The organism is Alitabrizicola rongguiensis, from assembly GCF_021491355.1.
In the GTDB taxonomy this organism is placed as follows: Bacteria; Pseudomonadota; Alphaproteobacteria; order Rhodobacterales; family Rhodobacteraceae; genus Aliitabrizicola; species Aliitabrizicola rongguiensis.
This window is the reverse complement of the sequence record NZ_JAKENF010000001.1, coordinates 1,096,707-1,110,513: the sequence shown is the minus strand read 5'-3', so window position 1 is coordinate 1,110,513 and position 13,807 is coordinate 1,096,707. Positions and strand designations below refer to the sequence as shown.

Below are 13,807 nucleotides of genomic sequence, written 5' to 3'. Positions count from 1 at the left end.
AATTTCGTTGATATGGATCATGTTTCTGTCCTCCTGAATTTCGCAGATAGTATCATCGATGGTGTGTCGCCTGACATCCGGTCCGAGGCTGACTGCCATTTGACCGAAGGAGCCGGCAGATGAAGGCAATCCATGGATCGGGCCCCACTGTAAATGCTGCTGGCGCAAAAGCCGATTTGATTGCCGGACTGACCGCGGCGGCGGTGGTGCTACCAAAGTCGATGGCCTATGCGACTGTGGCGGGCCTTCCGGTCAGCGTGGGTCTCTATACGGCTTTTGTTCCGATGATCGTCTATGCGTTGATCGGCTCGTCGCGTGTCCTGAGCTTCAGTTCGACGACCACTCTGGCCATCCTGACCGCGACCCAGCTTGGCCTTGCGGTCCCAGATGGCGACCTTGCCCGTCTGACGACAGCTACCGCGACACTGACCGCCCTGACGGGGTTGATACTCGTGATGGCTTCGATGCTGCGTCTCGGCTTTGTCGCCAACCTGATTTCCGCGCCGGTCCTGACCGGCTTCAAGGCCGGAATCGGCCTAGTCATTGTTCTCGACCAGATTCCAAAGATTCTCGGCATTCATTTCGAGAAAGAAGGTTTCTTCCGGGATATCGTCAGCCTTGTGCAGCACCTTCCCGCGATCTCGGTCGTGACTGTCGTGATCGGCGCCGGCGCTTTGAGCCTGCTGGCGCTCGCCGAGCGGATCAGGCCCCATTCGCCGGCCGCCTTGGCCGTCATCGCCGGCGCCATAGCCGCCGTCTGGCTGTTCGGCCTCGATGCGCGGGGCCTGTCGATTATTGGGCATATTCCGCCCGGCCTGCCGCCGCTGACCTTGCCCGACAGCCATCTGGTCGCACAACTGTTGCCCGGTGCAGCGGGCATCGCGCTGATGAGTTTCACGGAGTCCATCGCCGCAGGCCGTGCCTTTATCGCACCGGAAGACCCTCCGATCCGTCCTAATCGGGAATTGCTTGCGACGGGGGCCGCGAACCTTTCCGGCGCCATTCTGGGCGCGATGCCAGCTGGTGGTGGGACGTCGCAGACAGCCGTCGTGCGCGCTGTCGGCGGACGGTCGCAAAGGGCCTCGCTTGTGACGGCCATGATCTCGACCGCGACGATGTTGCTTCTCTCGCCGCTTCTCGGCTTGTTGCCGAATGCCGTGCTGGCCGCCGTGGTGATCGTGTATTCCGTCGGTCTCATTCAGCCGGCCGACTTCGCCGCCATCCTGCGGGTGCGGCGTATGGAATACATCTGGGCATTGGCCGCCTTCCTCGGCGTCCTGGTGTTCGGGACGCTGCAAGGCATTGTCATCGCAATCATGCTGTCGATGGTGGGCCTCGCAAGCCAGGCCGCAAATCCGTCGGTGCTGGTCATTGCGCGAAAGCAGGGCGAAGATCTGTTCGGTCCGGTCGGACAGGATGGTGAAGTGGACGAGCCCATCGAGGGGCTGCTCATCCTAAGGCCGGTCGGCAGGCTGTTCTTCGCAAACGCGCAAGGCGTCGCGGACCGCATCCGGACGCTCGTCGGCACCCACAGGCCCGCCGTGCTCCTCCTTGATCTCAGCCGTGTCTTCGACATCGAGTTCTCGGCGCTCCAGTCGCTCGACGTCGAAGAACAGCGCTTCGCCAGGGAAGGCGTTGCCGTCTGGATTTCGGGCATGAACCCCGGCGTGGCTGGCGAAGCGGCGGCTTATGGCATACCTGGTCGGCTTGGCAAGGACCGCGTCTTTCCCGACCTGCGCTCCGCTGTCCGGCAGTTCAGCAACCAATCTTTGAAAGACACGGGATAGCCGGAGGCGAGCGCTCTGGATGTTCTTTGACCCGCAGGGCTTCGAGGGGGCAGCATGGAGTTCGCGTTCAAACTGGCTGTCATCCTTTTCATGGCGGGCTCGCTTCTGCAACTCGGCCTCGTGGTTACCCTCGCCGACGCTGTCACCAGTTTGCGCGATTGGCGTTTCCTCGGCGTCGCCTTCGCCTTCGCGTTTCTCGTCGGTCCGGCGCTGGCGTGGGGCATCACGAGAATGTTGCCGATGGCGGAATCCTACGCCGAGGGGCTGATCCTCCTTGGTCTCACGCCCTGTGCGCCTTTCCTTCCCCCGTTGGTCCGACGCGCGGGCGGAGACATGACCCGGGTGCCGGCGATCATGGTGCTCAGCGCGGTCGGAACGGTCGTCGTCCTGCCCGTAGCGCTTCCCTTCATCCTTCCGGAACTGGCGGTGTCGGCAATCGCCATTGCGCGTCCGGTCATTGGCTTCCTGCTCTTTCCCTGCATGGTGGGTATGGCTCTCCTCTGGGCCTACCCGGCAACGGCCAAGGCGATCCTGATACCGGTGGAGCGCGGCACGCACCTCGCAGCAATTGGAGCACTTGGCCTGTGTATCATCCTGTATGGCAACAACTTCGTCGATAGCCTCGGACAGCTGGCCATTCTCGCACAAGTCAGTTTTCTGGTTGCCCTGACCAGCCTCGCTTATGCCGGATCATACGCTCTCAACCGGGAAAAACGCGCCGTCATCGCCCTGGCCCTGTCAACGCGGAACGTCGGGGCGGCACTCGCGCCCCTTCTACCTGTTGCAGGATCCGATCAGCGCGCAATCGTAATGGTCATTCTTGGCATTCCGGTTCAGATGGTCATTGCCGCCGTGGTGTCAGCGGTGATGGCAAGACATGCGCGTCCAGACGGCTAATTGAAGAACGCAAGCGAGGCGATCAGCCTGTTGCCCTCGATCGAACTATAGCTTGCGCGGATGTCGATCGAAGCGTGGTCGCCCAAGTCTTTGGTAACGCCAATATCGGCAGCAACGGAATCCTCAGAGAAGTCATTGGTGCCGAAATCGGACCCGACACCTCCTGACACAGTCAGGTCCCACGGCAAGTCGGAGTAGCTGCCCCCGACGTATAGCCAGTCCTTGTTGGCATAGACCTCATGATAGTACTGCGCTTTCAGCGTTACCTGATCATTCAACGCGTATTTGCCGAACAGATATGCTTCGCCATAATCTGCGTCGTCCTTTTGATAGAAGTATTGGACAAAGCCCAAATCGAAAGACCACTTCCCGAACCCAGGCCGTATTCCGATGCTGACGTCCAGTTCGTTGTCATAAACTCCGCCGAAACTGGCGTTGGATGCCCACAATCCCACATAGCCGATCCCATATCCCAGTTCCACGTAAGGCTGCATGGCAGGTTGGTTGTCGGTCTGGGTCAGGCCCTTGGAAATGTAGTTCGTGGTCAGACCCACGCCATAACTGAGCTGAAATTTAGCCCCCTCAGTCGCCGGTGCTGGGACGCCCGGCAGCGCCTCGCCCGTGGTGGGGTTCGTCTCCTGCGCGCGGGCGCCGGCGGCGGGCAGGAGCATCGCAAGGGCAAGGCCATGAGTAAGCCTTCTGAACCCTTTCAATTCTGATTTCGAGGCTTTCATGGTAGCTCCTCCTGACGTCAACTCCTGCATCCGCATTTGGCGGTTTAGTGAAAGGCCATCTCTCCGACGTCCAGAGCGATGGTCGTGCCCTTCTCGCCCCGCACCGCCTGCGGCACGTCGGCCAGCGCGCAAATGATCGCCCGTCTGCCGGTGGCTCGGACAAAATCCTGGGCGGCCTCGACTTTCGGCCCCATAGACCCGGCGGGGAAATGGTAGCGGTCCAACGCATCGGGCGTCGCGGATCGTATCGCGCGCTGAGCCGGCTTTCCCCAGTCGAGGAACACCGCGTCGGCGTCGGTCGCTATGACAAAGAAATCTGCCCCAACTTCCCTCGCTAGCAAGGCAGAGGCCCGGTCCTTGTCTATTACGCATTCAACGCCGATCAGATGTCTGTCCTTGCCTGGTTCATACATCGTCGGGATGCCGCCGCCGCCGGCCGCGATCACAGTCACGCCCTTTTCGAGTAACCATTGGATCGGCCGTAGCTGGAACACGCGCTTGGGCTGCGGTGAAGGCACGACCCGACGCCAGTATTTGCCGTCCGGCTTCACCGTCCAGCCCTTGGCGGCGGCTTCGGCCTTGGCTTCGGCCTCGGTGTAGACCTTGCCGATGAACTTTGTCGGATCGGCAAAGGCTGGGTCGGCGGGGTCCACCTCGACCATGGTCAGGATCGTCGCAATCGGATGCTCGAAGGGCAGGATGTTGCCAAGTTCCTGTTCGATCATGTAGCCGATCATGCCCTCTGTCTCGGCGCCCAGAACGTCGAGTGGGTAGTCTTCTACTTCCTCGAAGGCAATTTCCTGCAAGGCCAGCATGCCGACCTGTGGCCCATTGCCATGGGTGATGACCGTATCATGGTCGAGGCACAGGGGGGCCAGCGCCTCAGCCGCGATCCGGGCGTTCCGGCGCTGGTTGTCGGCGGTCATCTCCTGCCCGCGCTTGAGAAGCGCATTGCCTCCCAACGCCACCACCACGCGGCCCATGTCAGGCCCCCAGCGTGGCGACAAGGATCGCCTTGATCGTGTGCATCCGGTTTTCGGCCTGCTCGAAGGCAATGTTCATCGGGCTTTCAAACACTTCGTCCGTCACCTCCATCTCGGTGATGCCGAACTTCTCGTGGATGTCCTGACCGACTTTGGTCTCGGTATTATGGAAGGCCGGCAGGCAGTGCATGAACTTGGCGTTCGGATTGCCGGTGGCCTTCATCACGTCCATGTTGACCTGATAGCGGCTGAGCAGCTTGATCCGCTCTGCCCAGACTTCCTTCGGTTCACCCATCGACACCCACACATCCGTGTGGACGAAATCGGCCCCCTTGACCCCTTTCCCCACATCGTCAGTAATGATGATCCGGGCGCCGGTCTGTTCGGCGCGCCGGCGGGCCATGTTCTGAACGTCATCATGGGGCTGGTTGGCTTTCGGTGCTACCATGCGCACGTCGCAGCCCATGATCGCCCCCAGCATGAGAAGCGAGTTACCCATGTTGTTCCGCGCGTCACCAAGGAAGGCATAGGCGATCTGGCTGCGCGGCTTGTCACAGTTTTCTACCATGGTCAGCATGTCGGCCAGCATCTGCGTAGGATGCCAGTCATCGGTCAGACCATTGTAGACCGGCACCCCCGCGTATTTTGACAGTTCCTCGACAAGCTCCTGCCCGGCTCCACGATATTCGATGGCGTCGAACATGCGCCCCAGCACGCGGGCGGTGTCTTTCATGGATTCCTTGTGGCCGATCTGGCTGCCGGCGGGATCAAGATACGTGACATGGGCCCCCTGATCATGCGCGGCCACCTCGAAGGCGCAGCGGGTGCGGGTCGAGGTCTTTTCGAAGATGAGGCAGATGTTCTTGTCGACCAGCGCCTTCTGCTCGGACCGGGCATATTTCGCGCGCTTCAGGTCGCGCGCGAGGTCCAGCAAATACAACATTTCGCGCTGCGTGAAGTCCGTGATCTTGAGGTAGCTGCGGCCTTTGAGATTGAATGCCATAGGACTGTCTCCCTTAAACCAGTGGATCAGTAGGCCGGGTCGCGCAGGACCGGACAGGTCATGCAATGACCGCCGCCGCGTCCGCGCCCCAGTTCCTGACCGTTGATGGTGATCACCTCGATCCCTGCCTTGCGCATCAGCGTGTTGGTGTGGGTGTTGCGCTCGTAGCCCACGACCACACCGGGCTCGAGCGCCACGACGTTGTTCCCGTCGTCCCACTGTTCGCGTTCCTGCTGGAACTCGTTGCCGCCAGTGCCGATGACCTGCAGGCTGCCAAGGCCGAGCGCCTCTTTGTAGACGTCGAAGAGATGCCCTTTCTCCTTGCGAATGTCAGGCAATCCGCCTGTGCCCGGACGCAACGAGTAGCAGACGATATCGTCCACCACCTCGTGGAAGGCCGTTACCTTTTCATGGTCAAGGCAGGTAAAGACCGTGTCCAGGTGCATGGCCGCACGCGATTTGGGCATGGCGCAGGCGATCACCCGTTCCGCCGCGCCTTTCTCGAACAGCCGGTTGGCGACCTGATTGACTGCCTGCCGGGTGGAACGTTCGCCCATGCCGATCAGCACGACTCCCTTCCCGATCGGCATCACGTCGCCGCCCTCCAAGGAGGTCATGCCCCAGTCTATATCGTCGTCGTCACCCCACCAGATGTCGAAGTCGTTTGCGGTGAAAAGCGGATGGAACTTGTAAACCGTGCGCTGGAACAGCGTCTCCGGCTTGCGTGCGGGCCAGAACATCGGGTTGCAGGTAACGCCGCCATAAATCCAGCAGGACGGGTCGCGCTGGAACAAGGCATTGGGCACGGGCCGGACGATGAACTCGCTCGACGCAAGCACTGCCGTCAGCAACGGCGAAACGAGGTCCTTTGGCAGATCCTCGCGGACGATGCCGCCAAGCATGTGCCGGGCCAGCATCGCGCCGCTGAGGGATTCAAGCCATGGCCGCAGGATGCGCGCCAAGGCGGGGCCGACGTAGTTGTCGTTGATGCGCCGGTCCAGCACGAAAGCACGGGCTTCTGTGGATGTCTCGAAAACCTCGGCCAGCAGATCCTGGATGTCGTAGACCTCGACCCCCCGCCCCTTCATCTTCAGCACAAAATCGGCGTGGTCCGACCGCGCCCTGTCAACCCAGACGACATCGTCGAACAACAGATCGTGGCAATTGCCGGGTGTCAGCCGTTCGTGGGCCAGCGATGGCCGAGAAACCAGCACCTTCCGCAACTTGCCGATTTCCGAATGAACGCCCAGTTGCATCTCGTTCCTCCCGTTGATGAATCCCACCCGAGCGGTGGATCGGCGGCCGTCAGGTGCGCTAATCCGGCAGGACGGTCTGCTTGTAGAACAAGACAAGATCGCCATCCGGCGGGCCGAACCACCGCATGAACAGGTCGCGGAATCCGTCACTGCGGTAGGTCTTGCTCAAGGCGCGATCCACTAGAAGCCGAAAGTCCTCGTCATTGCGGGCCAGCGCAAATCCAAGCGGCTCGAAAGTGAATTGCCGGTTGAGCACCGCGAGCGAACCAACCTGGGCATTGCGCAGCGCTGCGTCGAGTAGGACCGGCAACGGCCCGAAGAACACGTCGGCCTGCCCGTCCAGGACATTCTGGATGCCTTCATCGACAGAGTTCACGGGCAGAAGCTTCGAGGAAAGCTGAAGCGTCAGCATCCGCTCCTTGACCCATCCCTCGCTGACCGTGCCGGGCAAGACCGCGAAGGTCTTCTGCTGCAAGAAGGTCCGGGCCGGGGCGCCGCGCCAGATCGGCCGGGCCGTCAACTGGTCCTGGGACAGGATTTCCCGAAGTGCCGCAGGCGCGTCCGCGCGCATCATTGCCCCGGTCCCGCTTGGAAACACCGGGAGAGAGAACGAAACCTCGGCGCGTCGGGTCAGGGTGATGCTGTCGGCACCGCACAGCAGGTCGATAGCGCCATCGCGGACCGCATCCAACCTGGTGTCGAACTGGACCGGCTTCCATTCCACGCCAAGATCGGACAAGCCAAGCTGCGCCTTTACCTCGTCGACCACCTTGCCGCAAAGCGCGATCGCGAAACCATTCGGTTGCCCGGCGTCGTCGGCATAGGAGAACGGGCTCGCGTTGGCCTCGAAGCCCAGCACGATCTTGCCGGCGGACTGGATACGCTCAAGCGTCTGCGCCGAAGCAAGCGCGGGAAGCCCTGCAGCAAACACCAACGCTGCGAAAGAGCTGAGAAGCCGACCTGACGTCGGAGAGAGCATCATTTGCTTTCCTTTCGACATGGCGGAGCGGATTGACGCGAAAGTCATGCTGTTCATTCCGTTTCCCCCCCTGCCTGAGCGAAGCTGACGAAGCGCGGCGAGATGAAGGCCCAGATGAAGAAGGCCGCGACCATGGAGATCATCCCGCCGAAGACGGCTTCCATGCCTGCCGAATAGACGGCGTAGCCGCTGTAGAGCATACCGATGGTCGAGATAAAGAGGTTCAGACGATACTTCCTCTCGGGCACTTCGGCCTTCTGCATCATCACCGCCAGCGCTGAGAGGGCGAGGATGTAAGGCAGGACGTTGGTCACCACCGACAGGTTCACCAGCGCAGAAAACTGCTCGGCCAAAGTGGGCGAGATGGTCGAAAAGGCGAACAGGGTCTGGATGCCACAAAGGATGATCATGCCCTGGACCGGCGCGCCCATGCCGTTCAGCTTCGAGAACACGCCCGGAAACATGGCATCGTCCGAAGCGGTTTTCGCCGTCGTCCCCATGGTGAATTGCCAGCCCAGAAGCGAACCGATGCAGGCGATCACGGCAAGGGCCATGACAAGCTTGCCGATGAACGGATTGAACATCTGCGCGAAGACCAGTCCGAACGGACCGGTAGATTGCGCCAGATCCATGTTGGGCACGATGCCCTGAATGACCGTGGTGGAGAGGATGTAGATGACCGCGGCGCCAAGCGTTCCGAACATGCAGGCTAGGGGCACGTCGCGCTTGGGATTCTCCACGGCATCCGAGTTCTGCGCCGCCGACTCCATTCCGAGGAAGGCCCAGAGGGTCAGCGAGATGGTCGAGACCATTCCTTCTACCAATCCCAGCCCGTGCGGGTTCCAGGCAGCAGCGAAGGTTTCCTTATTGAACCAGAACCAGCCGATAATCGAAAGAGCCCCGACCGGGATAATGACGCCCCAGACCGTGAACGAGCCGATCTTGCCGGTAATGCTCGGGCCGCCGAAATTGGCGATCGTCGTGAGCCAGAGCAGGGCCACGACGCCGACGAAGGTCGCGATCGGCGAGGAACTCACCCAAGGGATGAAGGCCGACAGGTAGCCGACGGCCGAAATCGCGATGGCGACGTTGGCGATCAGCAGTGACACGAAATACAGGAAGAATGTGACGAAATACCCGGACTTGCCGTAGGCGTCTTCGGCATAGGCGGCAAGACCGCCACCGCGTTGGTTGAACAGCCCCGCCTGCGCGAAGCCATAGGCGATGGCCATGGAGCCCACAGCCGTGATGATCCACGAAAGCAGTGAGATTGCCCCGACCTGCGCCATGTTCGCGGGCAGCATGATGATACCGGACCCCATCATGTTCACCGCGACGATGAAGGTAAGCTGGATCAGGTTCATCTTCTTCTTTGCAGCTTGCTCTGCCATGACGCCGGCTCCCTCTGCTCAGTTGTTTTCGCGAACGACGTAGGTGTGGAACCTGATGCGGCCCCCAATCCTCTCCTGGAACACGCCCTGAACCTCGTAGTTGAAGCCGGGGAAACGATTGAAGGAGTCCTCGAAGGCCAGGAAGTAGTCCCGCATCGGCCGCGCGCGCTTGTCCCAGCGTTCGCCGGGAACGATCACGCCGATGCCGGGCGGGTAGATCAGCGCGAGAGTGGCCGAGATCCGGCCTTCGATCTGGTCGAACGGGATGTAGTCTACATCGTTGCCCACCAGCGCCTCGTAGGCGGCTTTCGGGGCCATGGCGGGTTCGGGAAAGCTCTCGGCGCGGAAGCAGAGGCGCTGCAGATCCTTCACCCGGGCCTGCCGGTAGAAATCATGCATCTCCTTGCAGATGCGCCGGATCGTGTAGCCCGCGTAACGCTCGCGGTTGGCGGCATGGACCGTCGGCAGCACCTCTTCCAGCGCGGCGTCCCGATCCCAAAGCTCCTTGAAACGGACAAGCTTGGACAGCAGCGTGTTGAGCTTACCTTCATCCTCGGCGGGGGTCATCAGGAACAGGATGCTGTTCAGGTCGCACTTCTCGGGCACGACCCGCTCCTCGCGCAGGAAATTCGCCACCACAGTCGCGGGCACCCCGAAATCGAGATACTCGCCCGTGGCGCGGTCAATTCCCGGGGTCAGCAGCGTAAGCTTGTTCGGATCGACCATCGCATAGCCGTCGGCGTAACCCTGGTAGCCGTGCCATTTGGCATCGGCCCCGAAGTTCCAGCATTGCTGCTCCTGCTTGATCACCCCGGTCGGAAGGGATTCCCACGGGACGTTCGTCGCATCCGTGGTGAAGGGAGAGTTCCTGAGGGTGACGACATCCGGCACGAAGGGATCGAAGAACCACTGCTCCTCCGGTCCCTTGCCGGTCTGCTCATAGTGCCGCGAGAACTCGCGGAATTTCTTGCGGACCTCGATACCAAGCTCGATGCAGCGGTCCCATAGCATCATGCCCGCCCTGCCCTCGTGGATCTTGGCGTTGACATCGAGCGAAGCGAACAGCGGATAGAAGGGCGAGGTCGAGGCGTGCGCCAGAAAGGCCTCGTTGAAGCGCTTGTGTTCGATGTAGCGGCGCTGGCCCTTCACATGCGCGTCACGCTTGTGAATCTGCGATGCCTGTGAAAACCCTGCCCCCTGCTTGTGCACCGACTGGGTCGAAAACAGGCCGGGCATTTCAGGCCTAAGGTCGGTCAGCCGCATCGGGCTGTGATCGGAAAACAGCGGATGGAAGGCGTTGTAGCCGATCCAGGCCTCGTCCCAGAGCACGTAGTCGCACAGATGCCCGATCTTCTCGAGCACCTTGCGGACGTTGTAGATCGTCCCGTCATAGGTCGCGAGCTGGATGCAGGCGAGGCGAAACGGCCGCTCGGCCTTGTATCGTTCGGGATCGGCCACCAGCGGATGCCGCCGGATCTGGTCGCGCAGGTAATCCTCATCCCAGGCGGCCCAATCCACGGCACCGATCATGCCGAACGCATTGCGCGCCGTCGGCAGATAGATCGGGATCGCCCCCGCCTGAACAAGCGCGCCCTGATGCAAGGACTTATGGTTGTTCCGGTCGAACAAGACCAGATCGCCGCGCCTTAGCGTTGCCTGCGTGACGACCTTGTTCGAGGTACTGGTGCCATTCAGCACAAAATAGGTCTTGTCGGCGCCGAACACCCGCGCAGCGTGTCTTTGCGCCTCGACCGCAGGGCCTTCGTGGATCAGCAGGTCGCCAAGGTCAACATCGGCGTTGCAAAGATCGTTGCGAAAGATGCTTTCGCCGAAGAACTTGAAGAATAACTGGCCGGCGGGCGACTTGGCGTAGAACTGGCCGCCCTGATGGCCCGGACAGTCAAAGGCGATGTTCGCCTCGCCGTCATAGGCCATGAGCCCGCCGAAGAAGGGCGGCAGCAGTTCCCTGCCATAGCGCACTAGGCTGGCCACGATCTGCTTGGCGTAGAAGGCCGGCGTCTGCTGCCCGAGATAGACGTAACCCTCGACCTCGCCCACCTGACCCCGCACCGCCATGTCGGTGATGCCGCGCCGGTTCGACAGCGCCCAGAGCGGCGTCTGGAAACCGATTTCCCGCACCGCAACCGCCAGCGCGCGCGCAGACTCCAGCCGATCACCGTCCACCATCGCGACATAGGCGCCGACATCGGCATCTTCGGCCACGTCGCGGTCCAGCCGATCGGTAACTTCAACCTGATACCCTTCCGCCGTGATCAGGGCGAGCAATTCCCGGATTTCGGGATCGGCGCCATCTACCAGCGCCACGACCTTGAGCAGCTTGTTGAACGGGATTGCGACTGTGGGTGCCTTGACGTCGCGCGGGATCATTCCCCCTGTCCCTCTGTCAGGCAATCCACCAGATAGCGTCGGTCAGCGCCCGTCCCATCAAACCGCAGGCCGTGAATGTCGGTCTCGAATCCGGGGAAGCGGCGGTCGAACCCACGCGCATAGACCAGATAGTCGCGGATGGATGCGGTGGCCGTCGTGATCCTTTCGCCCGGCATGATCAGCGGGATGCCCGGCGGGTATGGCACGATCATCACCGCAAGCGTGCGTCCGATCAGGTGATCGACCTCGACGCTTTCGACTCGTCCCTTCACCAGCCGGTCATAGGCATCGGCCGGACGCAGGGCCATTTCGGGCAGCGTCGTGTACATCTCCTGCTGGGCGCGCGGCAGGTTGTCCTTGCGATACGCCTTGTGGATCAGGTCGCAGAGATCCTTCAGTCCCATGCCGCCATAGGCCTCGGGATGGGCCGAAACGAGATCAGGCAGCACATGGTCGAGCGGCCTGTTCGCGTCGTAGAGCTCCTTGAAGTTCAGAAGCTCGGTGATCAGGGTGCTCCACTTGCCCTTGGTGATGCCCATCGAGAACAGGACGAGGAAGGAATAGAGCCCAGTCTTCTCGATCTCGATCCGCCGCGACGACAGGAACTTCACCACGACGACCGCCGGAATGCCCTCGGCCTGCATGGTGCCGTCGGCCGTCATCCCCGGAGTCAGGATCGTCACCTTGATCGGATCGACCATCACATGATCGACCGCCAGGCCTTCAAAACCGTGCCACTTGTCGCCGGGGTTCAGCGACCAACTGGCGCGATCGGACGCGGGCTTGGACAAGAGTCCGTCCGGTTGCCAGACATCGAACCACCAGCTTCCGCCGATCTGCCCGCGCACGCTTTGCATCGCATGGCGGAAGGCCAGCGCTTCGTCGTGCGTCTCCTGCACAAGCGATTGGCCGGCGGGCTGTTCCATCATCGCCGCAGCCACGTCGAGAGAGGCGATGATGCCGTATTGCGGCGAGGTCGAGGTGTGCATCATGAAGGCATCGTTGAACCGGGTCATGTCCAGCGCCTTCGTCTCAGCATTCTGCACATGAATCATCGAAGCCTGGGAAAACGCTGCGAGAAGCTTGTGCGTGGACTGCGTCGCAAAGGTGATCGCGTGCGCCGACCGCGCGGACTGACTGGAAGAAATGGCGTGATATCCGTCGTAGAACGGATGAAAATTCGCATAGGCATACCAGGCTTCGTCGAAATGCAGCACCTCGACCGCGTCGCCGAGCGATGCCTTGATGCCGTCTGCATTGTAGCAAAGCCCATCATAGGTCGAGTTCGTGACCACCATCAGTCGGACCTTGCCGCTGGTCTCCTGCGCAAACGGGCTGGCGGCGATCTTGGCCGCGATGGCGTCGGGTGTGAACTGGTCCTTCGAGATCGGACCGATGATCCCAAGCCCGTTTCGCGACGGGATCAGGTAGATCGGGGTCGCCCCCGTCATGATCAGCGAATGCAGGATCGACTTGTGGCAGTTGCGGTCGCACAGCACGAGGTCACCGCGCCCCACCATGCCGTGCCAGACGATCTTGTTGGCGGTCGATGTTCCGCCTACAACGAACAGCGTCTCGTCCGTGCCGAAGATCCGCGCCGCATTGCGCTCTCCGGCGGCGATCGGGCCGGTGTGGTCCAGCAGCGAGCCGATCTTGCCGACCGACACAGAAATGTCCGAACGTAGGGTATTCTCGCCGAAGAACTCGTAGAACATCTGGCCGACCGGACTTTTCCGAAAGGCCACGCCGCCCCCATGGCCCGGCGTGTGCCATGAATAGGAAGCCTTCAGCGTGTAATCCATCAGCGCCTTGAACATCGGTGGCGCCAGTCCGTCGAGATAGTGCTGTGCCGCCTCGGCGATGACTCGGGCCAGAAATTCGGGAGAGTCTTCAAACAGCCGCAGGAAGGCGTTGGCGTGGCGGAGGACCGACACCGGCACCATGTCCGCCGTCGTCGTATTGCCGAACAGGAAGATGGGTAGGCGCTGGTTGCGGCTGCGCTTGGTGGACAGGATTTCTTCGAGCACTTGCCAGCGGGTTGTTGGATCTTCCACGCCATCCACCGAGACGATCCAGCAGGACTCGCTGTTGAAAATTCCTGCGATCTGGCGCGCGTCCGCATAACTGATACCGCTGACGACCCGAAACCCTTCGCGTTCAATCTCGGTCGCAAGCTGCTTCATGCCGATACCGACGGCTTGTCGGCTTCCGAAATCCTCATCGATGATTGCAATCGGGAATGCCTGGGTAAATTCCATCGTCAACCGCTCCTGCCCTGTGCCCCAAGAAGAACTTGCGGATTGCTATCCCGCCGCAAAAATTAGGCACGGATGACCCCAGCGATCCTGCCGACGAGCCTCTCAACGGCAGCATAAGCAGCACTAAATTT

10 protein-coding genes are annotated in these 13,807 nt (G+C 61.3%); 2 read left to right on the top strand and 8 right to left on the bottom strand.

Annotated features, from left to right (window positions below; all coding sequences use genetic code 11):
• The first annotated feature begins 119 nt into the window (after positions 1–119).
• Both L0V05_RS05475 and L0V05_RS05470 read left to right on the top strand, forming a co-directional pair.
• The gene (locus L0V05_RS05475; protein WP_234869073.1) at positions 120–1,787 is read left to right on the top strand and encodes a SulP family inorganic anion transporter; all 1,668 of its coding nucleotides are present in this window, start codon (positions 120–122) and stop codon (positions 1,785–1,787) included.
• Positions 1,788–1,841: 54 nt separating this feature from the next.
• Positions 1,842–2,684, top strand: a complete 843-nt coding sequence (locus L0V05_RS05470; protein WP_234869072.1) for a bile acid:sodium symporter family protein — start codon at positions 1,842–1,844, stop codon at positions 2,682–2,684.
• On the opposite strand, the gene L0V05_RS05465 is transcribed toward L0V05_RS05470, so the two are convergent.
• Genes L0V05_RS05465 through L0V05_RS05430 form a run of 8 tightly spaced genes read right to left on the bottom strand, consistent with a single transcriptional unit; the run spans position 2,681 to position 13,676 of the window.
• Positions 2,681–3,418: a TorF family putative porin gene (locus L0V05_RS05465; RefSeq protein ID WP_234869071.1), complete on the bottom strand. Its 738-nt coding sequence runs from the start codon at positions 3,416–3,418 to the stop codon at positions 2,681–2,683. The two genes, L0V05_RS05470 and L0V05_RS05465, sit on opposite strands and share 4 nt — an antisense overlap.
• Before the next feature lie 44 nt (positions 3,419–3,462).
• Positions 3,463–4,401 (bottom strand): carbamate kinase, encoded by a 939-nt coding sequence (arcC, locus tag L0V05_RS05460; protein ID WP_234869070.1) that lies wholly within the window; start codon positions 4,399–4,401, stop codon positions 3,463–3,465.
• A 1-nt stretch (position 4,402) separates the two neighbouring features.
• Complete coding sequence (locus L0V05_RS05455; RefSeq protein ID WP_234869069.1) at positions 4,403–5,404, bottom strand: ornithine carbamoyltransferase; 1,002 nt, start codon at positions 5,402–5,404, stop codon at positions 4,403–4,405.
• Positions 5,405–5,430: 26 nt separating this feature from the next.
• Positions 5,431–6,660 carry an arginine deiminase gene (locus tag L0V05_RS05450; RefSeq protein ID WP_234869068.1) on the bottom strand — a complete coding sequence of 410 codons (1,230 nt, stop codon included), beginning with the start codon at positions 6,658–6,660 and terminating at the stop codon, positions 5,431–5,433.
• A gap of 58 nt (positions 6,661–6,718) precedes the next feature.
• Positions 6,719–7,639, bottom strand: a complete 921-nt coding sequence (locus tag L0V05_RS05445; RefSeq protein ID WP_234869067.1) for an amino acid ABC transporter substrate-binding protein — start codon at positions 7,637–7,639, stop codon at positions 6,719–6,721.
• Between the two features lie 53 nt (positions 7,640–7,692).
• Positions 7,693–9,030 carry a putrescine-ornithine antiporter gene (gene potE, locus L0V05_RS05440; RefSeq protein ID WP_234869066.1) on the bottom strand — a complete coding sequence of 446 codons (1,338 nt, stop codon included), beginning with the start codon at positions 9,028–9,030 and terminating at the stop codon, positions 7,693–7,695.
• A gap of 18 nt (positions 9,031–9,048) precedes the next feature.
• Entirely contained in the window at positions 9,049–11,418 is a 2,370-nt protein-coding gene (gene speC, locus L0V05_RS05435) for an ornithine decarboxylase (protein ID WP_234869065.1), read from the bottom strand.
• Positions 11,415–13,676, bottom strand: coding sequence for an Orn/Lys/Arg family decarboxylase (locus L0V05_RS05430; protein WP_234869064.1), 2,262 nt, complete (start codon positions 13,674–13,676; stop codon positions 11,415–11,417). Before L0V05_RS05430 ends, speC begins: the two co-directional genes overlap by 4 nt.
• Positions 13,677–13,807: the final 131 nt, after the last annotated feature.

What these genes read in the sequence shown, in the direction of transcription:
- potE (WP_234869066.1), bottom strand. Translation starts at nt 9,030, where the DNA reads ATGGCAGAGCAAGCTGCAAAGAAGAAGATGAACCTGATCCAGCTTACC.
- speC (WP_234869065.1), bottom strand. Translation starts at nt 11,418, where the DNA reads ATGATCCCGCGCGACGTCAAGGCACCCACAGTCGCAATCCCGTTCAAC.
- L0V05_RS05465 (WP_234869071.1), bottom strand. Translation starts at nt 3,418, where the DNA reads ATGAAAGCCTCGAAATCAGAATTGAAAGGGTTCAGAAGGCTTACTCAT.
- L0V05_RS05450 (WP_234869068.1), bottom strand. Translation starts at nt 6,660, where the DNA reads ATGCAACTGGGCGTTCATTCGGAAATCGGCAAGTTGCGGAAGGTGCTG.
- L0V05_RS05445 (WP_234869067.1), bottom strand. Translation starts at nt 7,639, where the DNA reads ATGCTCTCTCCGACGTCAGGTCGGCTTCTCAGCTCTTTCGCAGCGTTG.
- L0V05_RS05470 (WP_234869072.1), top strand. Translation starts at nt 1,842, where the DNA reads ATGGAGTTCGCGTTCAAACTGGCTGTCATCCTTTTCATGGCGGGCTCG.
- L0V05_RS05475 (WP_234869073.1), top strand. Translation starts at nt 120, where the DNA reads ATGAAGGCAATCCATGGATCGGGCCCCACTGTAAATGCTGCTGGCGCA.
- arcC (WP_234869070.1), bottom strand. Translation starts at nt 4,401, where the DNA reads ATGGGCCGCGTGGTGGTGGCGTTGGGAGGCAATGCGCTTCTCAAGCGC.
- L0V05_RS05430 (WP_234869064.1), bottom strand. Translation starts at nt 13,676, where the DNA reads ATGGAATTTACCCAGGCATTCCCGATTGCAATCATCGATGAGGATTTC.
- L0V05_RS05455 (WP_234869069.1), bottom strand. Translation starts at nt 5,404, where the DNA reads ATGGCATTCAATCTCAAAGGCCGCAGCTACCTCAAGATCACGGACTTC.